At 46.7% G+C, this 20,851-nt stretch carries 18 protein-coding genes; 6 read left to right on the top strand and 12 right to left on the bottom strand.

All coding sequences use genetic code 11. The annotated features are described in order from the left end of the window. Positions 1–19: 19 nt before the first annotated feature. From leuC to AC1DFM_RS21125, 11 genes are all read right to left on the bottom strand, one after another. Complete coding sequence (gene leuC, locus AC1DFM_RS21175) at positions 20–1,423, bottom strand: 3-isopropylmalate dehydratase large subunit (protein ID WP_477078751.1); 1,404 nt, start codon at positions 1,421–1,423, stop codon at positions 20–22. Between the two features lie 368 nt (positions 1,424–1,791). After that, entirely contained in the window at positions 1,792–2,268 is a 477-nt protein-coding gene (locus AC1DFM_RS21170) for a hypothetical protein (protein WP_477078750.1), read from the bottom strand. Positions 2,269–2,380: 112 nt separating this feature from the next. After that, positions 2,381–3,160, bottom strand: a complete 780-nt coding sequence (locus AC1DFM_RS21165; RefSeq protein ID WP_477078749.1) for a hypothetical protein — start codon at positions 3,158–3,160, stop codon at positions 2,381–2,383. Between the two features lie 44 nt (positions 3,161–3,204). Next, positions 3,205–4,314, bottom strand: a complete 1,110-nt coding sequence (locus AC1DFM_RS21160) for an ABC transporter permease (protein WP_477078748.1) — start codon at positions 4,312–4,314, stop codon at positions 3,205–3,207. After that, entirely contained in the window at positions 4,311–5,417 is a 1,107-nt protein-coding gene (locus AC1DFM_RS21155; RefSeq protein WP_477078747.1) for an ABC transporter permease, read from the bottom strand. The genes AC1DFM_RS21160 and AC1DFM_RS21155 overlap by 4 nt, the downstream gene beginning before the upstream one ends. Positions 5,418–5,427: 10 nt before the next feature. Further along, complete coding sequence (locus AC1DFM_RS21150; protein WP_477078746.1) at positions 5,428–6,171, bottom strand: ABC transporter ATP-binding protein; 744 nt, start codon at positions 6,169–6,171, stop codon at positions 5,428–5,430. 12 nt (positions 6,172–6,183) lie between these two features. Next, on the bottom strand, positions 6,184–7,098 hold the full coding sequence (locus AC1DFM_RS21145; protein ID WP_477078745.1) for an ABC transporter ATP-binding protein: 915 nt from the start codon (positions 7,096–7,098) through the stop codon (positions 6,184–6,186). Next, positions 7,095–8,045 carry an HlyD family secretion protein gene (locus AC1DFM_RS21140; protein ID WP_477078744.1) on the bottom strand — a complete coding sequence of 317 codons (951 nt, stop codon included), beginning with the start codon at positions 8,043–8,045 and terminating at the stop codon, positions 7,095–7,097. The genes AC1DFM_RS21145 and AC1DFM_RS21140 overlap by 4 nt, the downstream gene beginning before the upstream one ends. Before the next feature lie 13 nt (positions 8,046–8,058). Then, on the bottom strand, positions 8,059–9,330 hold the full coding sequence (locus AC1DFM_RS21135; protein ID WP_477078743.1) for a TolC family protein: 1,272 nt from the start codon (positions 9,328–9,330) through the stop codon (positions 8,059–8,061). 63 nt (positions 9,331–9,393) lie between these two features. Next, positions 9,394–10,014, bottom strand: coding sequence for a TetR/AcrR family transcriptional regulator (locus tag AC1DFM_RS21130; RefSeq protein WP_477078742.1), 621 nt, complete (start codon positions 10,012–10,014; stop codon positions 9,394–9,396). A 269-nt stretch (positions 10,015–10,283) separates the two neighbouring features. Next, positions 10,284–11,987, bottom strand: a complete 1,704-nt coding sequence (locus AC1DFM_RS21125) for a hypothetical protein (RefSeq protein WP_477078741.1) — start codon at positions 11,985–11,987, stop codon at positions 10,284–10,286. Positions 11,988–12,210: 223 nt separating this feature from the next. On the opposite strand from AC1DFM_RS21125, the gene AC1DFM_RS21120 reads away from it, so the two are divergent. From AC1DFM_RS21120 to AC1DFM_RS21095, 6 genes are all read left to right on the top strand, one after another. Further along, entirely contained in the window at positions 12,211–12,585 is a 375-nt protein-coding gene (locus tag AC1DFM_RS21120; protein ID WP_477078740.1) for a hypothetical protein, read from the top strand. A gap of 124 nt (positions 12,586–12,709) precedes the next feature. After that, positions 12,710–13,528, top strand: coding sequence for an MbnP family protein (locus tag AC1DFM_RS21115; protein ID WP_477078739.1), 819 nt, complete (start codon positions 12,710–12,712; stop codon positions 13,526–13,528). Between the two features lie 5 nt (positions 13,529–13,533). Then, entirely contained in the window at positions 13,534–14,571 is a 1,038-nt protein-coding gene (locus AC1DFM_RS21110) for a cytochrome-c peroxidase (protein ID WP_477078738.1), read from the top strand. An 11-nt stretch (positions 14,572–14,582) separates the two neighbouring features. Continuing rightward, complete coding sequence (locus tag AC1DFM_RS21105) at positions 14,583–15,509, top strand: transporter (protein WP_477078737.1); 927 nt, start codon at positions 14,583–14,585, stop codon at positions 15,507–15,509. A 1-nt stretch (position 15,510) separates the two neighbouring features. Beyond that, on the top strand, positions 15,511–16,350 hold the full coding sequence (locus AC1DFM_RS21100; RefSeq protein ID WP_477078736.1) for a helix-turn-helix domain-containing protein: 840 nt from the start codon (positions 15,511–15,513) through the stop codon (positions 16,348–16,350). Between the two features lie 79 nt (positions 16,351–16,429). Further along, entirely contained in the window at positions 16,430–18,955 is a 2,526-nt protein-coding gene (locus AC1DFM_RS21095; protein WP_477078735.1) for a phosphocholine-specific phospholipase C, read from the top strand. Positions 18,956–19,064: 109 nt separating this feature from the next. Here the strand turns inward: AC1DFM_RS21095 and pafA are convergent, their stop codons facing one another. Continuing rightward, positions 19,065–20,723 carry an alkaline phosphatase PafA gene (gene pafA, locus AC1DFM_RS21090; protein ID WP_477078734.1) on the bottom strand — a complete coding sequence of 553 codons (1,659 nt, stop codon included), beginning with the start codon at positions 20,721–20,723 and terminating at the stop codon, positions 19,065–19,067. Positions 20,724–20,851 lie beyond the last annotated feature (128 nt).

Genomic DNA, 20,851 nt, shown 5'->3' with positions numbered 1-20,851 from the left:
TCGTATTAGGAAAAAGGTATTAAGCAATCAGTTCTCTTGGATCGGTGACAACGCCGGTTACCGCCGCTGCAGCCGCTACAAGCGGACTAGCCAGCATGGTTCTGGAGCCGGGTCCCTGTCTGCCTTCAAAGTTGCGGTTGCTCGTGCTCACGGCATATTTGCCGGCAGGAACTTTATCATCGTTCATCGCCAGACAAGCGGAGCATCCGGGCTGACGCAGCTGGAAACCTGCTTCTGTTAAGATGTCCAGTATACCTTCTTCTTTGATTTGTTGTTCTACAATATGTGATCCGGGAACGATCCAGGCAGTGACGTGATCTGCTTTCTTTCTTCCTTTTACGATAGAAGCAAAGGCGCGGAAGTCTTCAATACGTCCGTTGGTGCAGCTACCAATAAATACGTAGTCTACTTTTTTGCCGATCATGGCTTCTTCTTCGTGGAAACCCATGTACTGCAGTGATTTCTCGTAGCTGGATTTGCTGTCGCCTGCCAGTGCTGCGGGAATATGTTTGGTAATACCCACGCCCATACCCGGGTTGGTACCGTAGGTGATCATGGGTTCAATATCCGCTGCATCATAGGTGTATTCCTGGTCGAAAGTAGCGTCGGCATCGGTTTTCAGCGTTTTCCAGTAGGCGAGGGCTTTATCCCATGCTTCACCGGTAGGCGCTTTTTCTCTGCCTTTAATATAATTGTAAGTGGTGTCGTCTGGGGCAATGATACCACCGCGGGCGCCCATTTCAATACTCATGTTGCACACGGTCATACGACCTTCCATGCTCATGTTTTCAAATACTTCGCCGGCATATTCTACGAAGTAGCCGGTAGCGCCGGCTGCCGTGAGGCGGGATATGATATAGAGCGTTACATCTTTAGGGGTGATACCTTTACCCAGCTTACCGGTCACGTTGATACGCATTTTCTTCGGCTTCGGCTGCATAATACACTGGGAGGAGAGTACCATTTCCACTTCAGAGGTACCAATACCAAAGGCGATAGCGCCAAAAGCTCCATGGGTGGAGGTGTGAGAGTCGCCACATACAATGGTCATACCCGGCAGGGTAATCCCATTTTCCGGACCTACTACGTGCACAATCCCGTTTTTGGGATTACCCAATCCCCAATGGGAGATACCATATTTGTTGGAATTCGTTTCCAGCGCCTTCAACTGGTTGGCAGATAGCGGATCTTTTACCGGCAAGTGCTGGTTAATCGTTGGTGTGTTGTGATCTGCTGTGGCAAAGGTTTTTTCCGCAAACATCACTTTCAGTCCCCGCTTTTCCATACCAAGGAAAGCCACCGGACTGGTTACTTCATGAATAAAGTGGCGGTCGATAAAAAATACATCCGGACCATCTTCAATTTTCCTGACAACATGTGAATCCCAAACTTTGTCAAATAAGGTAGCAGGTTTATTGCTCATTTTTTAAAATTTTAAAAGTAGCTACTTGATTGTTCAAATTTATTCATAAAATCCATTTTATTTCAATAATTTTTCTAAGGATACCGGGTAAATGGTAGTCAAAAAGCGGTGTGGGTAAGACTTTGAAGCTATTTTATTATGTATTTGACTGATAGTCAGCGGTGTGTAATTTTTTCAAGTGAGAGTTGGTTCGTATTTTATTTTTAGTAGAGATAGGCGATACCACAAGGCCGTGGCTTCGGGGGGCGATAGCAAGGTGGCAGCAGGGGTGGAGATATATAGTTGGTAAAAATGTAATGTATTAAACACAAAAAGAGGGACGCTAATCCCTCTTTTTGCTTGTATTTAATTTCCCCTTCGGGAGATGATTAATAGTTGAAGTATTGCAGAGGTTGGCCATCTGCCCCCATCGTAATCTTATATTTTTTAAAGCCTCCAAAAAAGGAATCGTTTTTCAGATAAGCTACCATTTGGTCAGACAATCCTTTCATCTTTATACTATCCTTGTCAGGAGTGGTGATAATCGTCAGTTTCACGTCATCTACCTTTGTATGAGCAATCACCTTTGCAAGATTAGCCAAATTACCCATCGAAGCCGGGTCATTACCTACATACTTCCCGTCAAAACTGAAATTGCAAATTTCCAGGTCATGCCCAAAGGCCTTGTTAAAGGCAACGGAGTCTTTTACAAAGGAACTAACGCCACCGCCTATATGAACATTGTTTTGTTGATCAATGCTGTTTTGCTGGACATTAGTCTTTTGTTGTGCAGGGTTCTTGTGGTTGGAACAAGCATTCAGTAAGCAGCAAAGGGCAACAGGGAAAACCAAAAGGACTTTTTTCATTGTACTGATTTAATGGGTGACTGTAGGTTGATTTAGAATTACGAATTGTTTCGTAGATAAAGATATGAAAAAAAGTGACCTGCCAATTTTTTATTTTTTTATGGGAGATGGATTACTTTTTCTCCGCCATGGCCTTTGCATATTTGTACCAGTTGGATTGCCGGATCAGGCGAGCGGCTTGTTGTGGCGTTACTTTGTCTTTTTCATCGCCAGCTATGCCCATGTCGGCCCCCAGAATGTTTACTACCCAGTAAGATCCCTGGGGCAAACCTGTAGTTTTACGTTGAATACTCATCGCACTGCCTTCTATGGCTTTTATTACTTCCTTTTTACCATATTTAAGGATGCATTGTTTAATATACCACTGTTGAACGCGCCGGGCATCCACTGCATCGGTGGCTATAAAAGGTGTTACTACAGCAACGGATTCATTTAGATTGCCCAGCTTTTCATAGGCGTATGAATATAGTATGGCAGTATGGATGCCCACAGTAAAATAATCATCCGTGTCAGAATAATAGGTATCATCTATTGCCTGCCTGCGCATCCGGTAATCTATCAATAGCCGGTAAAAATATCGTGCGCTATCCGCATCGCCCTGCTTTTCCAGCTCTGCCGCGTGTTCTGCATAATAACGCTGTGCCTGGCCGGTATTACATGGATAGTCATACCTTAAATAGGAAAATACGCCGGCATGAATAATCGTAGTATCAAATTTCTTGCTTACAATAATCGTCGTATCTTCTTTATCTATCACGGTGTCGCAGTCCAGGTAGTATTCGCAAAAGTCTTGATGGGGAACCTTGTCATGCACATCAGGCACATTAAAATATCCGCAGGAAAGCTTTGTGAACAAGCTGCCTGCGATGAGTATACGGGATAAGTATTGCATCGTACAGAATAATATCGCCGCAAGGTATTTAAAAAATACATTTGTCAACTTGTCTTCCTGTAATTTAAAATAGCCCAGCTATTCAACACCACGGCAAATAACACGAGATATAAAAACTCCCACTTTACATCCATCAACCCACTACCTTTTAATACAATCATCCTGATGACCTTAATAAAATGCGTGACAGGCGTCAAATTCGCAATCACCCTGGCCCAGGGAGGCATACTCTCCACCGAAGTAAAGAGGCCACTCATGAGCATAAAAATCATCACAAAAAAGAAGGCTACAAACATCGCCTGTAATTGGTTACTGGTATACGTGGACACTAACAACCCAAATCCCAGCAATGCCACCAGGTACACCGCTGCAAAGAGATACAGCGTCACAAAACTACCCACCGGCCAAATGCCGTAGATACCCCAGGCCACCAGTAACCCCAGTGTAAAAACAATGATTCCCACTACCCAGAAAGGAATCAGCTTGCCCAGGATAAATTCCCATTTACGTATAGGCGTTACGTTGATCTGTTCAATGGTACCTACTTCTTTTTCTCTCACAATATTCAAGGCCGACATAAACCCGCCAATCAGCGTTAGCAGCAGCACCAGTACCGCCGGCACCACATAAAACCGGTATTCTGCCAGCGGATTAAACCAGTTGGAATAAGTGAGATCAATTACACCGGATGGCTTTGCCTGCCCCGCATTAATCGGGATCTCCTTATTGAAATCCAGGATGACCGCCTGCAGATAACTGCCGCCAATAGTGGCTTTGGTACCATTGATGGCATCTACGGATACGCCTAGCTTTTGCGTGCCTTCCCGCACCAGGTTACTTTCAAAACCAGCCGGTATCTCCAGCACGAGGTCCGCTTTTTCTTTTTCAATATACGTCAACGCTTCCCTGAAAGAGGCCGCTGCCGCCACTATCCTGAAATACCCCGACGCGCCGATCTTCGTCAGCAGTTGCCGCGAATAGCTGCTGTGGTCATGATCTACAACGGCCAGGTTCACATGCTTCACATCAAAATTCATGGCCAGCGGCAGAATGATCAGCTGTATGGTGGGCATCGCAAACATCATTGCCAGGATGGTTTTGTCCCGGAAAATTTGCCGGAACTCCTTCCGCAGAATATATCGCAACACTTTCATGATAACCGGGTTTTAAAGTTTCGCAAAGCCACCGTCAATGCTACGGTGGTCATGCCCAGCAATACCAACGTTTCTTTCCACACATACTCAAATCCAAGACCCTTCAGCATTACCGCCTTTACAATCAGGAAATACCATCGCGACGGAATCAGGTTGGAGATGAACTGAAACACGACGGGCATATTCTCCAATGGAAACATAAACCCGGTAAAGATCATGGTGGGAATCATCATCCCCATCATCGACAATAACAGCGCTGTTTGCTGGGAATTGGTAGTGTTGGAGATCAGCAATCCCAATGATAAGCAGGTAATGATAAACAACATGCTTTCCAGGAAAAGTAATATGATACTGCCTTTGATGCCTACATCCAGTACAAATACCGCCAGCACCAGGATTAAAATAAAGTTGGCCAGCGACAAGATCAGGTAGGGAATCGCCTTAGCAATCAACACCATCAGGGGTTTGAAGGGAGATACCAGTAATATTTCCATCGTGCCTAATTCCTTTTCCCGTACCACAGACACCGAGGTGAGCGCAGTACATACAATCATCAAGACCAGCGCCATTACGCCAGGAATAAAATTCAGGGAGCCATTGCCTTCTTCATTATATAACATCCGGGTTTCCGGCACAATCATATAAGGCAAATGTGCCGCAGGACTCACTTCCTGCTGATATGCCGTGGCAATGGCGGTGATATAATTGATCACTGTTTTGGCGGTATTGGGATCGGAACCGTCTGTAATAATTTGTAGTTGCGCCTTTCCGCCATGTTGTAAGTCGCTGCCAAAGCCGGCGGGGAAAATCAGCGCGCACCTCGACGTCCCTTTCTTAAAGGAGTCCGCAATGCCGTTGTCGTCCAACGGTGCTTCGGACACGATGAAATAGGAAGATGATTTTATTTTACCAATCAGCTGCTGCGTATTGATATCCCTGGCATGATCCACAATAGTGAGGGTAATATCCTTTACCTCACTGGTGAGCGCAAACCCAAACAGCACAATCTGTGCTACCGGCAAGCCAAACATAATGAGTAAGGTGCGCCTGTCCCGGAACACATGGAAAAACTCTTTCCTGATAAAGGCGAGGAACTGCTTCATAACAAATATTTTAATCGCCGGATCGTTGTGCACGGCGGGCCAGCTGATAAAAAACCTGATCCATATTATCGGAGCTGAATTGCTTTTTTAAATTGGCCGGCGTATCCAGTGCTTCCACTTTACCATCTACCATGATGGTGACACGGTTACAATATTCCGCTTCGTCCATGTAGTGAGTAGTTACAAAAATGGTGATGCCTGATGCCGCCGCCGCATAGATCATGTCCCAGAACTGTCGCCGGGTAACCGGATCTACGCCACCGGTAGGCTCGTCCAGGAAAACAATTTTAGGCTGATGAAAGATGGCCACTGAAAATGCCAGCTTTTGTTTCCATCCTAACGGCAGTGCGCCTACGAATTTCTTTGCTTCGGCAGTTAGCCCCAGCTGCTGCAGCAACTGCGTTGTTCTCTTTTTGATCTCCGCTGCCGGCACGCCATATACACCGCCGAAGAATTCAATGTTTTCCAGCACCGTCAGGTTTTCATAAAGCGAAAACTTCTGACTCATATAGCCGATATTTTTCTTGATAGATTCCTGCTGTTTGTACACGTTGAATCCCGCAACGGTAGCCTCGCCGGAGCTGGGATGAGATAACCCGCATAAGATACGCATGGCCGTTGTTTTGCCGGCGCCGTTAGCCCCCAGGAAGCCAAATATCTCTCCCTTATTTACTTCAAACGAAATTTTATTGACGGCGTAAAAGTCGCCGAATCGTTTGGTCAGGTCCTTGCAGATGATCACTTTTTCTTCCATAGCTGTATTTTGTTAAGCCTGGTTCATTAACCGGATGAAACTATCTTCCACACCCGGCTGGATGAGTTTTGCGTCTATATTCGTATGTCCTTCCTGTTGCATTTGTTGCTGCAAACCTTCTATGGTAGCGTTACTACCCAGCGTAACATGGATGTATTCCCCGAAAGCATAGCTGCTTTCTACGGCAGGATTTGTTCTCAGCGCAGTGAGCAACCCATAAATGTTATCGGCCTTGATGGCATAGAGCTTTACCGGAAATTGCGAGATAATAGCTGCTGGCGTATCTACCGACAAAATTTTGCCATCCTGGATCAGCGCAATCCGTTCACATAGCATGGCTTCATCCATGTAGGGTGTGGATACTACGATGGTAATGCCCTGTTGCTTCAGCCGCCGCAGCATTTCCCAGAACTCTTTGCGTGATACCACATCCACGCCGGTAGTAGGTTCATCGAGGAACAATACTTCCGGTTTGTGAATCAATGCACAACAGAGGGCCAGCTTTTGCTTCATGCCACCGGATAGTTTGCCGGCGCGGCGGTCATTGAATGGTTTGATCTGCTCGTAAATATCTTTGATCAGTGCGTAGTTTTCGCTAATACTACTACCAAAGAGGGTGGCAAAAAAATCCAGGTTTTCTTTAACGGTGAGGTCCTGATATAGGGAGAATTTCCCTGGCATGTAGCCAATTTTGCTGCGGATTATTTTGTAGTCTTTCACACAATCATATCCTCTCACGGTCGCCTGTCCTTTATCCGGTAGCAACAGGGTAGTGAGTATGCGGAAGAGCGAGGTTTTGCCGGCACCATCCGGCCCTATCAGGCCAAACAGTTCCCCTTCGGCCACCTGCAGCGATACGTCGTTTACCGCCAGCACTTTGCCGTTGTCGTATGTTTTAGTGATATGATCCAGTAGTACTGCACTCATTTTATAGCGGTGTTAAGCAACATTTCGCCATACATACCGATTTTCAGGTAGCCATCGTTTTTTACCTGCACTTTCAGGGCATATACGAGGTTGGCCCGTTCATTTTTCGTCTGAATCGTTTTGGGCGTAAACTCTGATTTATCCGATATCCAGGTGATGTTGCCGGTATAGCTTTTATAGTTTTTGGCGCCCTGATCTATTCGCACCTGTACGGCTTGCCCCAATTTGATGGCAGATAATTTATCGCCGGTGATATAGGCTTTGAGATAGAGGGTATCGATGTTGGCAATTTTATACAATGCTTTCCCGGTAGCCGCCATTTCCCCTTTCAGTGCATAGCGGGTGAGTACCACGCCGGTCGCCGGATTAATGATCAGTCCTTTGTGAATTTGCTCTGTATATTGTGCCAGTGATTTTTCCAGTGGTGCTTTTTCGCTGAGGATGCTCCGGTTTTGAGTGGCCGTATTGGAGTCGTTTAGTTTTATTTGTTGCCTGGTAACGCTGATTTGTCGTTCCAGTTGTTCAATGCCGGCATTGATATCATCCAGTTGTTTTTGTGTGGCGGCATCGCTTTTTACCAGGTTTTCCGTTCTTTTTCTTTCCCGGTATTGTTGCGCCAGCTGAGCTTCCTGTACCAGCAACTGCCGTTTTACCAGTTCCGTTTGTGGAATGGGATCATATGTTTTGTTTTTCAGCGCATTGATGGAAGCCTGTACCTGTTCCCGTTGCAGCGTAGGGATGGCTACATCAATTTGTCCAACGGTTTGGCCTGCAGTAAGCCGGTCGCCTTCCTGTACGGTGAAGTCGAGCAGCAGTCCTGTTTGTTGTGCGGATACCATCACTTCATCTGCTTCAAAATTGCCGGAGGCATCGTAGTCGGGTTTGCCATTGCCGCAGGCATTGATCAGCATCGTAGCAGCGAGTCCGAATATTATGTGATATTTCATATGCAGTAATTAATCAGTTACCGGAAGTGTTTTTATAATTGTATTGTGCCTGGAGTAGTTGTATACGATGGAGTATGCGCGACTGTTTGGCCAGATTCTCGGCATTGAGTTGCGCAATGTATTCATGTACGGTGACCACGCCATTATCCAGCTGGGCCTGCGCCGATTTTCTTACAGACGACCGTAACGCAATGGCGTTATCATCCTGTTCCATCAGCGCGGTATACTTTTCCATGTCCTGGCTTTGTTGCTTCAAAGTCAGGTTGGTATTAAACAGGAAGGTAGCTTTGCTGATATCCAGGTTTTGCCGGTTGATGTCCAGCTGTTGCCGGTTATTTTTCAGGGAGTAGAGGCTGCCGAGTGACCAGCTGAGGCGTACACCACCAATCCACCAGGGGCCAAATTTATTGTCCACGATATTCAGGGTAGGGCGGCCGTAAGCGCCTTGCAGAAAGGCATTCAGCTTAGGTAGGTAATTAGACGTCAGTTGTTTTTCCTGTACGTCGAAAGCTTTTTTCTGGATATCGTAGTAAGTAATTTCGGGACGATGAATATCGTTTTGTGGTGCTACTGCTGCGGGGTAGGTAAGGGTGGTACTGTCGCCGAGCGGCTGGTTAATGAACACCGACAACATTTTCATATAGGCGGTACGGTTAGCCTTAAACTCGGTAGCCGTCATATCCGTGTTGACGATTTCCGCCTTCAGTTCATCCACATTACTCCTATAGGCGACACCGTTAGCCAGGGCGGCTTGTGCTTTATTGGCAGCACTTTGCAGGTCAGCCTTCCGCAGTTGGTTTTGTTGCAGTTGTGCTTCCATGAGCAGGATGCCAAAATAAAGCTGTGTTACCCGGTTCTTTACCGCATACAGATTTACTTCCAGTTGCTGTTGTTGAATGGCTTCATTGGCCCTGCTGCTTTCTTTCTGCAGCTTGCTCACGCCGCCATCATAGATTTGCTGGGTGATTTCTGCCTGTATTTTATACTGGTCTTTACTCAGGGTTGGAGGATGTAATCCGGGCAGCGGGGGCAATACATCTTCGAAGTTAACGGTTTCCGACTGGTAGCTGGCTTGTCCGCTGATGGTGAGTTGTGGCAGGTATAATTTACCGGCGTTTTCCACGGAATACCGGCTACTGCGCGTAATGAGATCGTATTGTTTTATCAGCGGATAGTTTTGCCGCGCCAGCGTAAAGCATTCCTCCAGCGTAAGGGTTTGTGCCAGCGCCTTTTCAGATAATACACCGAATAATAAACAGCCGCATAATGCTTTGAATAAGTTCATGGTGCAATATTCATTTTGAATAATTGTTTTGAAAAGTTGTTCAATTTTAGGTCAAAAAAAATGCTATTTCAGCATTCCTTTTATCCACAGTGGAATCAGCTGTCTTCTTTCTTCCATCAGTGCTTTAAACTCGGCCGGTTTTACCACTTTATTCCTTTCCAGTAGTGGTCTGGCGAGGAAGGGCATAACTACAAATCCAATGAGGTTCATCATCAGCTGAATAGGATGCAGGTGTAGTTTTCCTTCCTGCTGTAGCGCCTCTAGTTGCTGAAAAAAGTGGGATTGGAAGATCGCATTTTTCCGGTTGTCCTTAAACAGCTCATCGGTGCCGGCGAATATTTCATTCACCATAAACAATGGGAAATCCGGATTGTTCAGCAGCAGGGTGATATAATGGTCTGCCACCTGTTCCACTTTTTGTATAACGCTGAGTTGTTGATTATTCATCACGGCTATAACAGCGGTAAATAATTTTTCCACTACTTCCGCCATCACAAACTGGAATAATTTCTCTTTGCTGCGGAAGTAATAGTTCACGAGTGAGAGGTTAATATCCGCTTCCGCCGCAATGTCCCGCACTTTGGTGGCCTGGTATCCTTTTTTGGTGAACACAATTCTGGCGGCGGCTTTAATCCGTTCCTCCGTAGAATCGTCGATGTTAACTTTCTTTTCACGAACCGGCATATGCAATAAACATTGGTTTACCCGACAAAGATACGAAATTGAACAACTTTTCAAAACAATTGTTCAAAAATGTGAAAAGCCATTAAAATAAAAGGACCAAAGCGAATGTTGTCTGTGATCAGGATTAAACTGATTATACTGATTCCTTTTTTTGATTTTAAAAGATGGAGGAATAATATATGGTATCTATCTCCCAAAATCTCAAAAATAAAAATCAGTATAATCAGTTTAATCCTGATMACAGACAACATCCGCTTTGGTCATCCTCCTTATTTGGGATTATTGATTTCCAGTTTAGGTGCAGCCTGGTTCTCTTTTACCTGTACCGGGTTTTTAATACGCTTATGTATCATGGAAGAAGTAAAGGCGCCGGTGCCTCCCAGTTCATTTTGGGCGCGCTCGTTCCAGTCTTTACCCATGTAAATTTCTGCCGTGTAACTGCCGGATTTCAACTGATCTATCGTGAAGTTCGATTGTTCGCGTACGTATACATTACGGATCATCTTCCTGGTTTGTTTGTCGTACAAGCACACTAATATATCCAGTGTCCTGTTATTGACCACCGTAAGAGATCCTGTACCGCCATATTCTCCTTTCCCCAAATATTTATCCAGCGGAGAGTCGCCGGTAAGTGGCTGGTTGGTGTCAATGGTCTGGAAGCTTTCGGATAGCGCACTACTGCTTTGAGTGGTTTCATGCCACGGATTTCCCTTGAAGCTGGCAATGGGCCTTGGATGCGGATCAGGGGTATTTATTCTGTAAACGAAATACCCAAGTCGTGCAAGCACGAAACAGAGGAAAATCACCCGCCAGATGCTGATTGGTTTTTTTTCTCCTTCCGCAATAGTTTCTGGTCTTTCTTTCTCCGGATCATCGATATATTCCTGCAAATCTGCGCTGGTATCCGCCAGTTTTTTTAGTGTGGTTTCGGTCAGGTAGCCCAGCTTCTCTGCCATCTCCAGGTAATCCATGCCCGCAGCAGGATTGCCGGTGCGCTGGTGCAGAGCTACCGCCAGCGCTTCCAGTTCCAGCGCCAGTGGATTATGCAGGATATGGAAGGCAGGTGGTAACTCATTGTAAACGGTGATATCGATATTTTTCTTCACCCAGTCCGCCATCTCTTTTACCGTTAATGATCTGTTGTCAGTGCGAAGTACCAGCACATGGAATTCTTTCTGCAGCTCCTGATAACGTATCAGTGCCCGCATATCACTTTCGCTCCGGATAACCTCGTTTTCGGCAGGTTTACCTTTTCTCAGTTTGGCCAGAAAGGGAATACAGATCTGTAATAGTGTTTCTTCTGAAGTACCGGTGGAAAGCGCGTGCACTTCTTTCTCTATTTGCCCGCGGAGGAAATCGAGTGCTGGTGGAAACAGCTTGATCCTGTCTACCGGTAAATATTTTTTAAATAATCCTTTTATACCAGACAAGTCATTGCCATTATCCGGCTCATGGGCGGTAACACGTATGCTCCGGATAGTTGATAACGTTTCTTCCACATTTTGCTGAAGGGCAGCGTAAGCGGCTGTTTTATCTTTATCCAGTACTAAGGGCGCTATGGAAACAAGCGTGTTGAACAAGGTCTCATCTGCTGCGAGATAGGCTTTTAATAACAGGGGACTGTATTGTGCTGCGAAATAAGGACTGATAATATCCAGGTAGATGGCATTACGATACATGCTATCCCATTTAAACGACTGGAAGAAGCTGACATCACCATGGTGCAGGAATGCTGATAAAGGCGCGTTCTGTGCAATTTGATGATAGTAAGGTATTTTTTCCGGCTCCAATAGTTCGGAGAGTGCCAGCTGATATTCCTTGTCGGAAATGGGCTCGCCCAGGTAAAGCCGTTGTCCGGTGTCTTTTATTTGACTCAACAGCGTGGCCTTAGCGTTGGCAAGTACCAGGGCATCAATGGCAGTTATCTCGTAATGCTCCAGTTGTAGTAACTGTATAGGATTTATAAAACTCACAGGCATGGATATGATAATTACAGATGATATTTTGGGTAAAATTAGAGAAATATATCATGTTTGTGATAGTACAAATCCGTCATCTTTTCAAAAGTTCGCCCGTGGTCCCGGAAAAAGGAAAAGCATGAAAAATTAAATAATAGTCCCGTTTTTTATATGCGCCACGTGCGGTTTATGCGTACTTTTGCGCATCAAAGTTTTTTACTGATCATTTACTGGTAGCATGCGGAAATTATTCATAACGGTCTTTTTAATGCTGATCTGGCTTTGCCAGCTCTCAGGCCGTTATGTCGTGATGCTGGAGTTTTATCTTAACCAAACCTACATTACTGCCAACTTATGCGAAAACCGCGATAAGCCGGCCATGCACTGTAATGGTAAATGTCACCTGCGTAAAAAACTGACAGAAGAAGAAAAACGGGACCAGGACAATCCCGAGCGTAAAGATCACCGGAGCGAAATATTTTATGCCGCCTGGTTTCAGCAAACCATATTAAAACCTGCTGCTACCACTTCCACTAAACACTATCCGCATCCCTATTGCATAGGAACTCCCATTGATCAGCCCACCGCTGTATTTCGCCCGCCCATGGCGTAATTGATAATCTGCTATTGTTTTATTATTCAATGTACACGGCTGTACTACAGCCATTTTATTGTCTTTACACCACCTGCACCCACGCAGGAGGGAGGCCTTTTATTGCCTGCCTAAAACCACGCTCATGCTACATTTTAAACACACGATATACGCACTCATCTTATTGGTAACCACTTTTACGGCTTGTAAAAAGGAGGAGAATACGCCTTCGGCAGATACCGGCGCGAAAGCTACCTTATCTATACAATTTGATAACATCGCAGGAGACAAGAACCTCCAATTGAATACCGGTGTGTATACTAACGCCGTTGGAGAACCTTTCAGCGTGTCGCTCCTGCAGTATTATGTCAGCAACATACAAGTGAAGAACAGCAAAGGCGTTACGTTTACCGTACCACAGGACGACAGCTACTTTCTGGTATCCGAAGCCAATCCGGCTTCTCAGTTTGTAAAAGTAAAAGTACCGGAAGGGGATTATAATACCCTCACTTTTGTACTGGGTGTAGATAGCCTGCGCAGCACCATGGACATCAGCAAAAGAACCGGGGTATTGAATCCTTCCGGTGGCATGGACGATGCCATGTACTGGGGCTGGAACAGCGGTTATATCTTCTTCAAGATGGAAGGTACTGCCGCAGCGGCACCAGTAGATCCCAGCGGGCAACGCAAGTTTCGCTATCATATTGGTGGCTTCGGCGGCTATAATGCTCCAACGCTCAACAATATCAAAACAATCACCGTGGATCTGACAGCCGGCGGTATCGCTAAAGTAAGACAAGGCCGCGAAGCCAATATCCACCTGATGGCCGATATCCTGAAAATGTTTAACGGCGCCACCAACATCAGTATCGCCACTAATCCTACGGTGATGTTCAGCGAATTTAGCCGGAGTATTTCCGCTAACTATATCCAGATGTTCCATCATGATCATACTGAAAATTAAGCGGTATGAGCAGGCAACAATGGATAATACTCACCGCCATGGTGCTGTTTTTGCTGGCATGCAGCAAAGCGCCGCAACTGGCTGCCTTCATCGGATTCCGGCAACCCGCCGGATTTCCGGCCCCGGCATATAAATTTGAAAATAACCCGGTGACGTCCGCAGGTTTTGAACTCGGTAGAAAATTATTCTACGAACCCAGACTCTCCCGTAACAACACCATTTCCTGTGGCTTCTGTCACCTGCAAACATCTGCATTTACACATCATGGGCATGATGTAAGCCATGGCATAGACGATCGCCTCGGCAGCCGCAATTCCCCGCCCATCATGAACCTGGCCTGGAATACCACCTTCATGTGGGATGGCGGCGTATTTGACCTGGACTTGCAGCCGATTGTCCCCATCACCAATCCCGTGGAAATGGATGAAAGCATGGACAACGTATTGCAGCGACTCCGCAACACCGCGCCTTATCCGGCACTGTTCCAGAAAGCCTTTGGCAGTACGGACATCACCACAGCACGTATGATGAAGGCATTGTCGCAGTTCATGGTGATGCTGGTGAGTGACCAGTCGAAATACGATAGCGTAAAAAGGCAACAGAGCGTGCACTTCACCACGGAAGAGCAGCAAGGTTACGCACTATATCAGCAGCATTGCAGCAACTGCCACCGGGAGCCGCTGTTTACGGATCAATCGTTTCGTAACAACGGCCTGGGGGTAGGGCCCAATAATGACGAAGGCCACTACGCGGTGACGCTGAATACTGCTGATAAATACACCTTTAAAGTACCCAGTTTACGCAACCTGGCATATACGGCGCCATATATGCATGATGGTCGTTTTTACACGCTGGCAGCGGTATTGCGGCATTATACGTCGGAAGTGCAGGACATGCCCACACTGGACCCACTGCTGAAACAAAACGGTCATCCGGGTATTGCACTCACCAGTACAGAACAAACACAATTACTGGCATTCCTGCAAACCCTGAATGACCCTTCTTTTATCGCTGATAAAAGATTTTCTGAAGAAGCACCTTAAAAAGAGATCGAATGAAACGATGGATAATATTATTGTTATGCCTGCTCGGCGGTATAAAGGAAACCCGCGCCTGCGACATCTGTGGTTGTGGGGTAGGCAGCTATTATATCGGCCTCCTGCCGGATTTTAAAAAGCGATTTGTAGGACTACGGTACCAGTACAAAACCATGCGTTCGCACCTGGGCCCCGGTGGTACTACGTCTTATCTGACAACAGATGAAACCTACCAAACCGCTGAGCTGTGGGGTGGTTGGAATATTGGCCGTCGTTTTCGCGTGCTGGCATTTGTTCCGCTCAATATCAACAGCCGCGAAAATCAGGGCGTAACGCTGCGCCAGTCGGGGTTAGGAGATATTGCCACGGTAGGCTATTATCAGTTGTTGGATAAGCAACATACCACCCGCCACAATAAATTATTGGTACAATCACTCTGGATAGGAGGAGGTGTAAAACTGCCTACCGGTAGGTATCAGCCGGCTGTACATAAGGAGAATGAAGATGCGCCCAACAATTTTCAACTGGGTACCGCCAGCGTCGACTTTACCCTCAATGCCGCTTATGACGTGCGTTTGATGGATGTGGGCATCAATACCAACGTCAGCTACAAGATGAATACCGGCAACAAATACGATTATCGTTACGGTAACAAATTTACAGCGAACCTGTTGGCTTATTATAAAATCAGGTTGGCGCCAAAAGTAAGCCTCGCGCCGAATGCAGGCCTGCTATATGAAACGGCGGATAAAGACAAGGAAGGCGCAGCCATGAAGGTAGACATCTCCGGAGGATATTCTTTACTGGCTACTACCGGTATAGAAGCTACTTTCGGTAATATGTCTGCCGGGCTTAATTTCCAGCCGGTGGTATCTCAACAAATGGCGGACATGCGTGTGAAAGCAGGCAGCAGAGCCATGGTACATGTTACTTATTTATTTTGACATGAAATCTGATGACATCGCCCTCCTGACCATAGGGCTCAATCATACTTTCTGGACCGGCACGCTGGCAGAAGTCATGCAGCAATATCCCCTGCAGGAGCAACCTCACCGGTTGCGCTGCTACCTGCTGTTCGCTGCCAGCGCCGGCACCGTAGTGATAGATGATAAAACCGTTCACATTCACCAGCCCGGCATCTGCTGTATACCACCTAATAGTGTGTGCAGTATACAGGTGCCGGCCGGGCAGGTTATTTGTTTTACGGAAGATTTTTTCTCCCTGCGCTATAACAGCAACGTGCTGTATCAATTTGGTTTCCTGACAAAACAATCCGGTAGTTATTTGCCATTGGAAGCGGCCACATTTCAAAAATGGCAGCTGCTGTCGGGCCTCATGCAACAAGAGTTTCGCCAGCAGCATAAAAATGGCAACCGGGTACTGCGCTCATATTTGAATATACTGTTGTGCAGTCTGGATCAGGTGTGTAACGAAGACGACTATCCCGAAAGAACCAATAACCGGGATGAAAAAATCAGACGCTTTGAAACCTTGCTGGAGGCTCATTATAGCAGTCATAAAACACCTTCGTTTTATGCTACACAATTACATATTACAACGAACTATCTGAATAAATTATGCCGGGAGTTCCGGCATATTTCCAGTGGTGAGTTGATCCGGAAAAGGGTGACCATAGAGGCACAGCGACTGTTGTACCACACCGGTTTGTCGGTGGGTGAAATAGCGGACCATCTTGGGTTTGAAAGCGCTTCCTATTTTGCCACGTTTTTCAAAAAGCATACGGGCCAGTCGCCGGAGCACTTTCGGAAAGTCCCTGTTAAATAATGAACGGAGCCATTGCAATCCTTGGGAATGTTGTTTATTTTGTTTGCAGAACGATGTAAAAAAATAACGCAACATATCTATGGACTCACGCAGGGAATTCCTAAAAAAATCAATGTTACTATCAGGGGCGGCTGGCCTGGCCACTATGATGCCCGCTTCCATTCAAAGGGCGCTGGCAATAGATCCGGCGCCGGGCAGTACCTTCCTCGATGCAGAACATATTGTGATCCTGATGCAGGAAAACCGCTCTTTCGATCACTGTTTTGGTACGTTGCAGGGCGTACGTGGTTTTAATGATCCCAGGGCAGTATGGTTGCCGGATGATAAACCGGTATGGTTTCAAACCAATGATAAAAACGAAACCTACGCGCCGTTTCGCTTAAATATTAAAGACACCAAAGCCACCTGGATGGGCGATTTGCCGCATTCCCGCCCCAGCCAGGTGGATGCCTATAACAAAGGGCGTTACGATAAATGGCTGATCGCCAAACGGCCGGGTAATAAGGAATATGCGGCCATGCCACTAACCATGGGCTACTATACCCGGGAGGATCTGCCTTTCAACTACGCCATGGCAGATGCTTTCACTGTATGCGATCAGAACTTTTGTTCTGCCATGACCAGCACCACGCCAAACCGCTCTTTTTTCTGGACCGGGAAAATCGTGGAAAATGAAAATGGTATACCGAAAGCGCATATACGAAACGACGACTACAGCTATGCGAAATTGCATTGGAAAACATTCCCGGAGCTGCTGGAAGAAAATGGTATCGCCTGGAAGTTTTACCAGAACGAAATTAGCTGTGGCGGCGGATTCAAAGGGGAGGAGCGGGCATGGCTGGCTAACTTCGGCTGTAACCTGCTCGAATTTTTCGCTGCTTATAATGTGAAGTTCTCTGAGCGTTATATCAACGGATTGATGAAACAGGTGGAAACACTCCCGGACGAAATCAACAAACTGCAGGAAGCCAGTCCTTCCTCAGAAGACGCTGCAGAAAAGATTCGCACTGATATCGCAAAGAAACAAGCCGTACTTGACAATGCTACTAAAGAGCTGCTGCAATGGAATAAAGAAAGCTATCAACGGCTTACACCGCAACAGCAGGCACTGTATCAACGTGCTTTTGTTGTCAACAGTAAAGACCCCGCGTACCGAAACGTGACTACCGTGAAATACCAGGATGGCGCCACTACCCGCGAAATAACGGTACCCGCCGGAGACGTGCTGCATCAGTTCAGACAGGATGTAAAAGACGGCGCTCTCCCGGCGGTATCGTGGCTGGCCGGTCCGCAAAATTTCTCCGACCATCCCAGCGCGCCCTGGTACGGCGCCTGGTGGGTATCAGAAATATTGGATATCCTCACACAACAGCCGGAAGTATGGAAGAAAACGATTTTCATTGTTACCTACGATGAAAATGATGGCTACTTTGATCACAACGTTCCCTTTTCTATCTGCGATAATAAAAAGCCGGATACCGGTAAATGTTCTGCCGGCATCGATACAGAAATAGAATACGTGCGGCTGGCGCATGAACTGGCACAAGGCGTTAGTGAAAAGCAAGCCCGGGAAGGGGCGGTAGGACTGGGTTTCCGGGTACCCATGATGATTGCTTCGCCATGGAGCAGAGGCGGAAAAGTATGTTCGCAGGTATTTGAGCATACTTCTACTTTACAATTCCTGGAAACCTTCTTTAATAAGAAGCTGCATAAAAACATGCACTTTGAAAATATCAGTCAGTGGAGACGTACTATCAGCGGCAATCTGACGGCTGCTTTCAGTCCGTTTAATCCGAGTACGCCGGCTAAGAAAATTTTCCTGGAACAACATCAGGTAGTGGAGCATATCAACAATGCGCGCTTCAAAGGCGTACCAACAGGCTTCTCTAAAGTTACCGATGAACACGTATCCGCCTATAAGAATAATAAACGACCGGTAACGCTGCAACAGGAAGCCGGTACCCGCCCTGCCTGTGCCTTGCCTTATGAATTGCTCGCTGATGCGCAGTGGCAATCCGGCCAGCAACAGTTGTTGCTGAAAATGCAGGCTGCCACCAATATCTTCGGTGATAAAGCCGTGGGGGCGCCTTTCACCGTATACACCACCCGTCCTTTCGGTGATCAAAAAGAACAACCCGGTAAAACCTGGTCATTCGCCGTAGCCGCGGGTGATACCCTGCAGTATGAATGGGCGGTAAAAGATTTTGCCGGATCACAGTACCAGCTGCATTTACACGGCCCCAACGGATTTTATCGCGAGTTTAAAGGTACTGCTGAGCATCCACAGCTGGACCTGCAACTCAGCTATGAAAAAACAGGACAACTAAAGAAAAATGCCACCGGCAATGTTGTACTTCGTGTAACCAACACCGGTAGTACAGCCCGTGAATTTGTTATCAAAGATATGGCCTACAGCGGGAACATGATTCAGCGGAAAGTCGCTGCCGGCGAAAGCCTGGAGATAGTATTGACCCTGAAGAAAAGCCAGGGCTGGTATGATTTTACGGTGAGTGTACCGGGCTTCGACCAATTCAGTCAACGTTATGCCGGCAAGGTAGAAACAGGGGCGGAAGGAATCACGGACCCATATATGGGAAGAGCGTAAAGCAGAAAGCTGAAAGCAAAAAGCTATTGAGGCGAGTGATTAACGCGTAAGGATATACGCATTGGTCACTCGCCTCAATAGCTTTTTGCTTTCAGCTTTATGCTTTCTGCTACTGCAGCATCTGCTGCACCGGCTTACCTACACATCCGCTTGGCATTTGTATATGCAGCATAGCGGCGAGGGTGGCGGCAATATCGGTCATATGTACGGTTTCATTGCTGGCGCCATGTTTTACATGCCAGCCCATAAATACCAGTGGAATATGAATATCGAAAGGGTTCCAGTTACCGTGGGTAGTGCCTTTCAGTGAACCTTCAAACCATCCTGGTTCCGGAATAACGATTACCGAGCCGGTGCGTTTACGGTTGTAGCCATTGATGGCCATGGTGTTGATGGGCTCTGGCAGCGGATTAATGCCGATATTATCCAGGTCGGCCGCAAACTGAATGCCTGGCAGGGCTTCAAAGTATTGAACAGAGGCTTTCTTTATGGCATCATAGTCCAGTTTGTTCGCGGCAATTTTCGCTTTGTCATAGCTCACATGGTAGTTCATGAAGGAGGTCACCAGTTTAGCCACGCCGAATTGTTTGGTCAGCGTGCTATCCAGGCCAGCCAACAGTTTCCGGGTTCCTACGGGGCCAGCTGGCAGATTATGTTCCTGCATGAATTTAATGGCATGTGCAGCGCCATGGTCGGCGGTGAGGAATACCAGGTAATTACCTTTACCTACTTTTTTATCGAGATAGCTGAAGAAGGAAGACAGATCTTTATCTAAACGCAGATAGGTATCTTCTACTTCAATGGAGTTAGGTCCAAATTGATGGCCTACGTAGTCGGTAGAGGCACAGTTGATGGTAAGGAAGTCCGTGGCAGCGCCGTTACCTAAGTCGTAGCCCTCTACGGCTGCTTGTGCAAAGTCCAGTGTCAGCGTATTACCATTAGGGGTGGCACGCAAACTACCGGGATCTTTTTTATAAACTTCTTTCAGCTGATGTGGGAATACCGGTGCTTTTTCTCCGGAGTAGGTACCTTCCCAGGCTACATCATCGGCGGAGCTTTGGGTATAGGTGTTGATGGGATACAGCGTTTCCCACGACTTCGACATCAGTTGTTGTGGTTCTTTACGGTCGTTGAACTTTTTCACCCAGTCAGGCAGTTCGTTCATGTAGTAGGTGCTGGTAATGAAGCTGCCGTTGCTGTCGTCCAGCCAGAAAGCGCCATTAGGTGTATGGCCGGCCGGTAAAATAGAGGCGCGGTCTTTCAGCGATACGCCTACTACCTTGGAGCGGAAGTTGGTCGCCAGTCGCAGTTCATCTGTAATGGTGGAAGCCAGCAGGTTGCGTGGCGACATTTTACCCGCGGCAGAAGTGCTGCCTACTGGTTGTACGGTGGTATCTTCAGTGCAATACCATTTTCTGCCGGTAACCTGGTCGGGCCAGTCGTTGCCCGTAATACCGTGAATAGCAGGAACACTGCCGGTATAGATGGTACTGTGGCCAACTGCTGTAAATGACGGCAAATGGCTGATGAATGTATTCTCACAGGAAAATCCTTCTCCTAATAAACGTTTGAATCCTCCGCTTTCATAGCGGTCATAATAACGATATAAATAGTCCCAACGCATCTGGTCCACAACAATACCCACAATCAGTTTGGGCTTCTCATTAACTTGTGCAACTGCTGTCAGGCTTTGTAGTGCCGTAAAAGCACCCAGCATAACAGTAGCTACCGATCTTTTCGTACCATTCATAATGTAGAGTTTTTTCATTTTTAGGTTCACACCCCAAAACGGGAATCGGCAAACGTAGTAAAAAAACAGATAAATGCCCACCACTTTTACAGGAGCGAGTGTTAAGCAGTGTTAATGCGCTAAGGTGGTTGTACGGTAACTATTGT

Source organism: Chitinophaga sp. 05T412, from assembly GCF_056396465.1.
The sequence above is the reverse complement of the archived record's forward strand: the minus strand, read 5'-3'. Positions and strand labels throughout refer to the sequence as shown.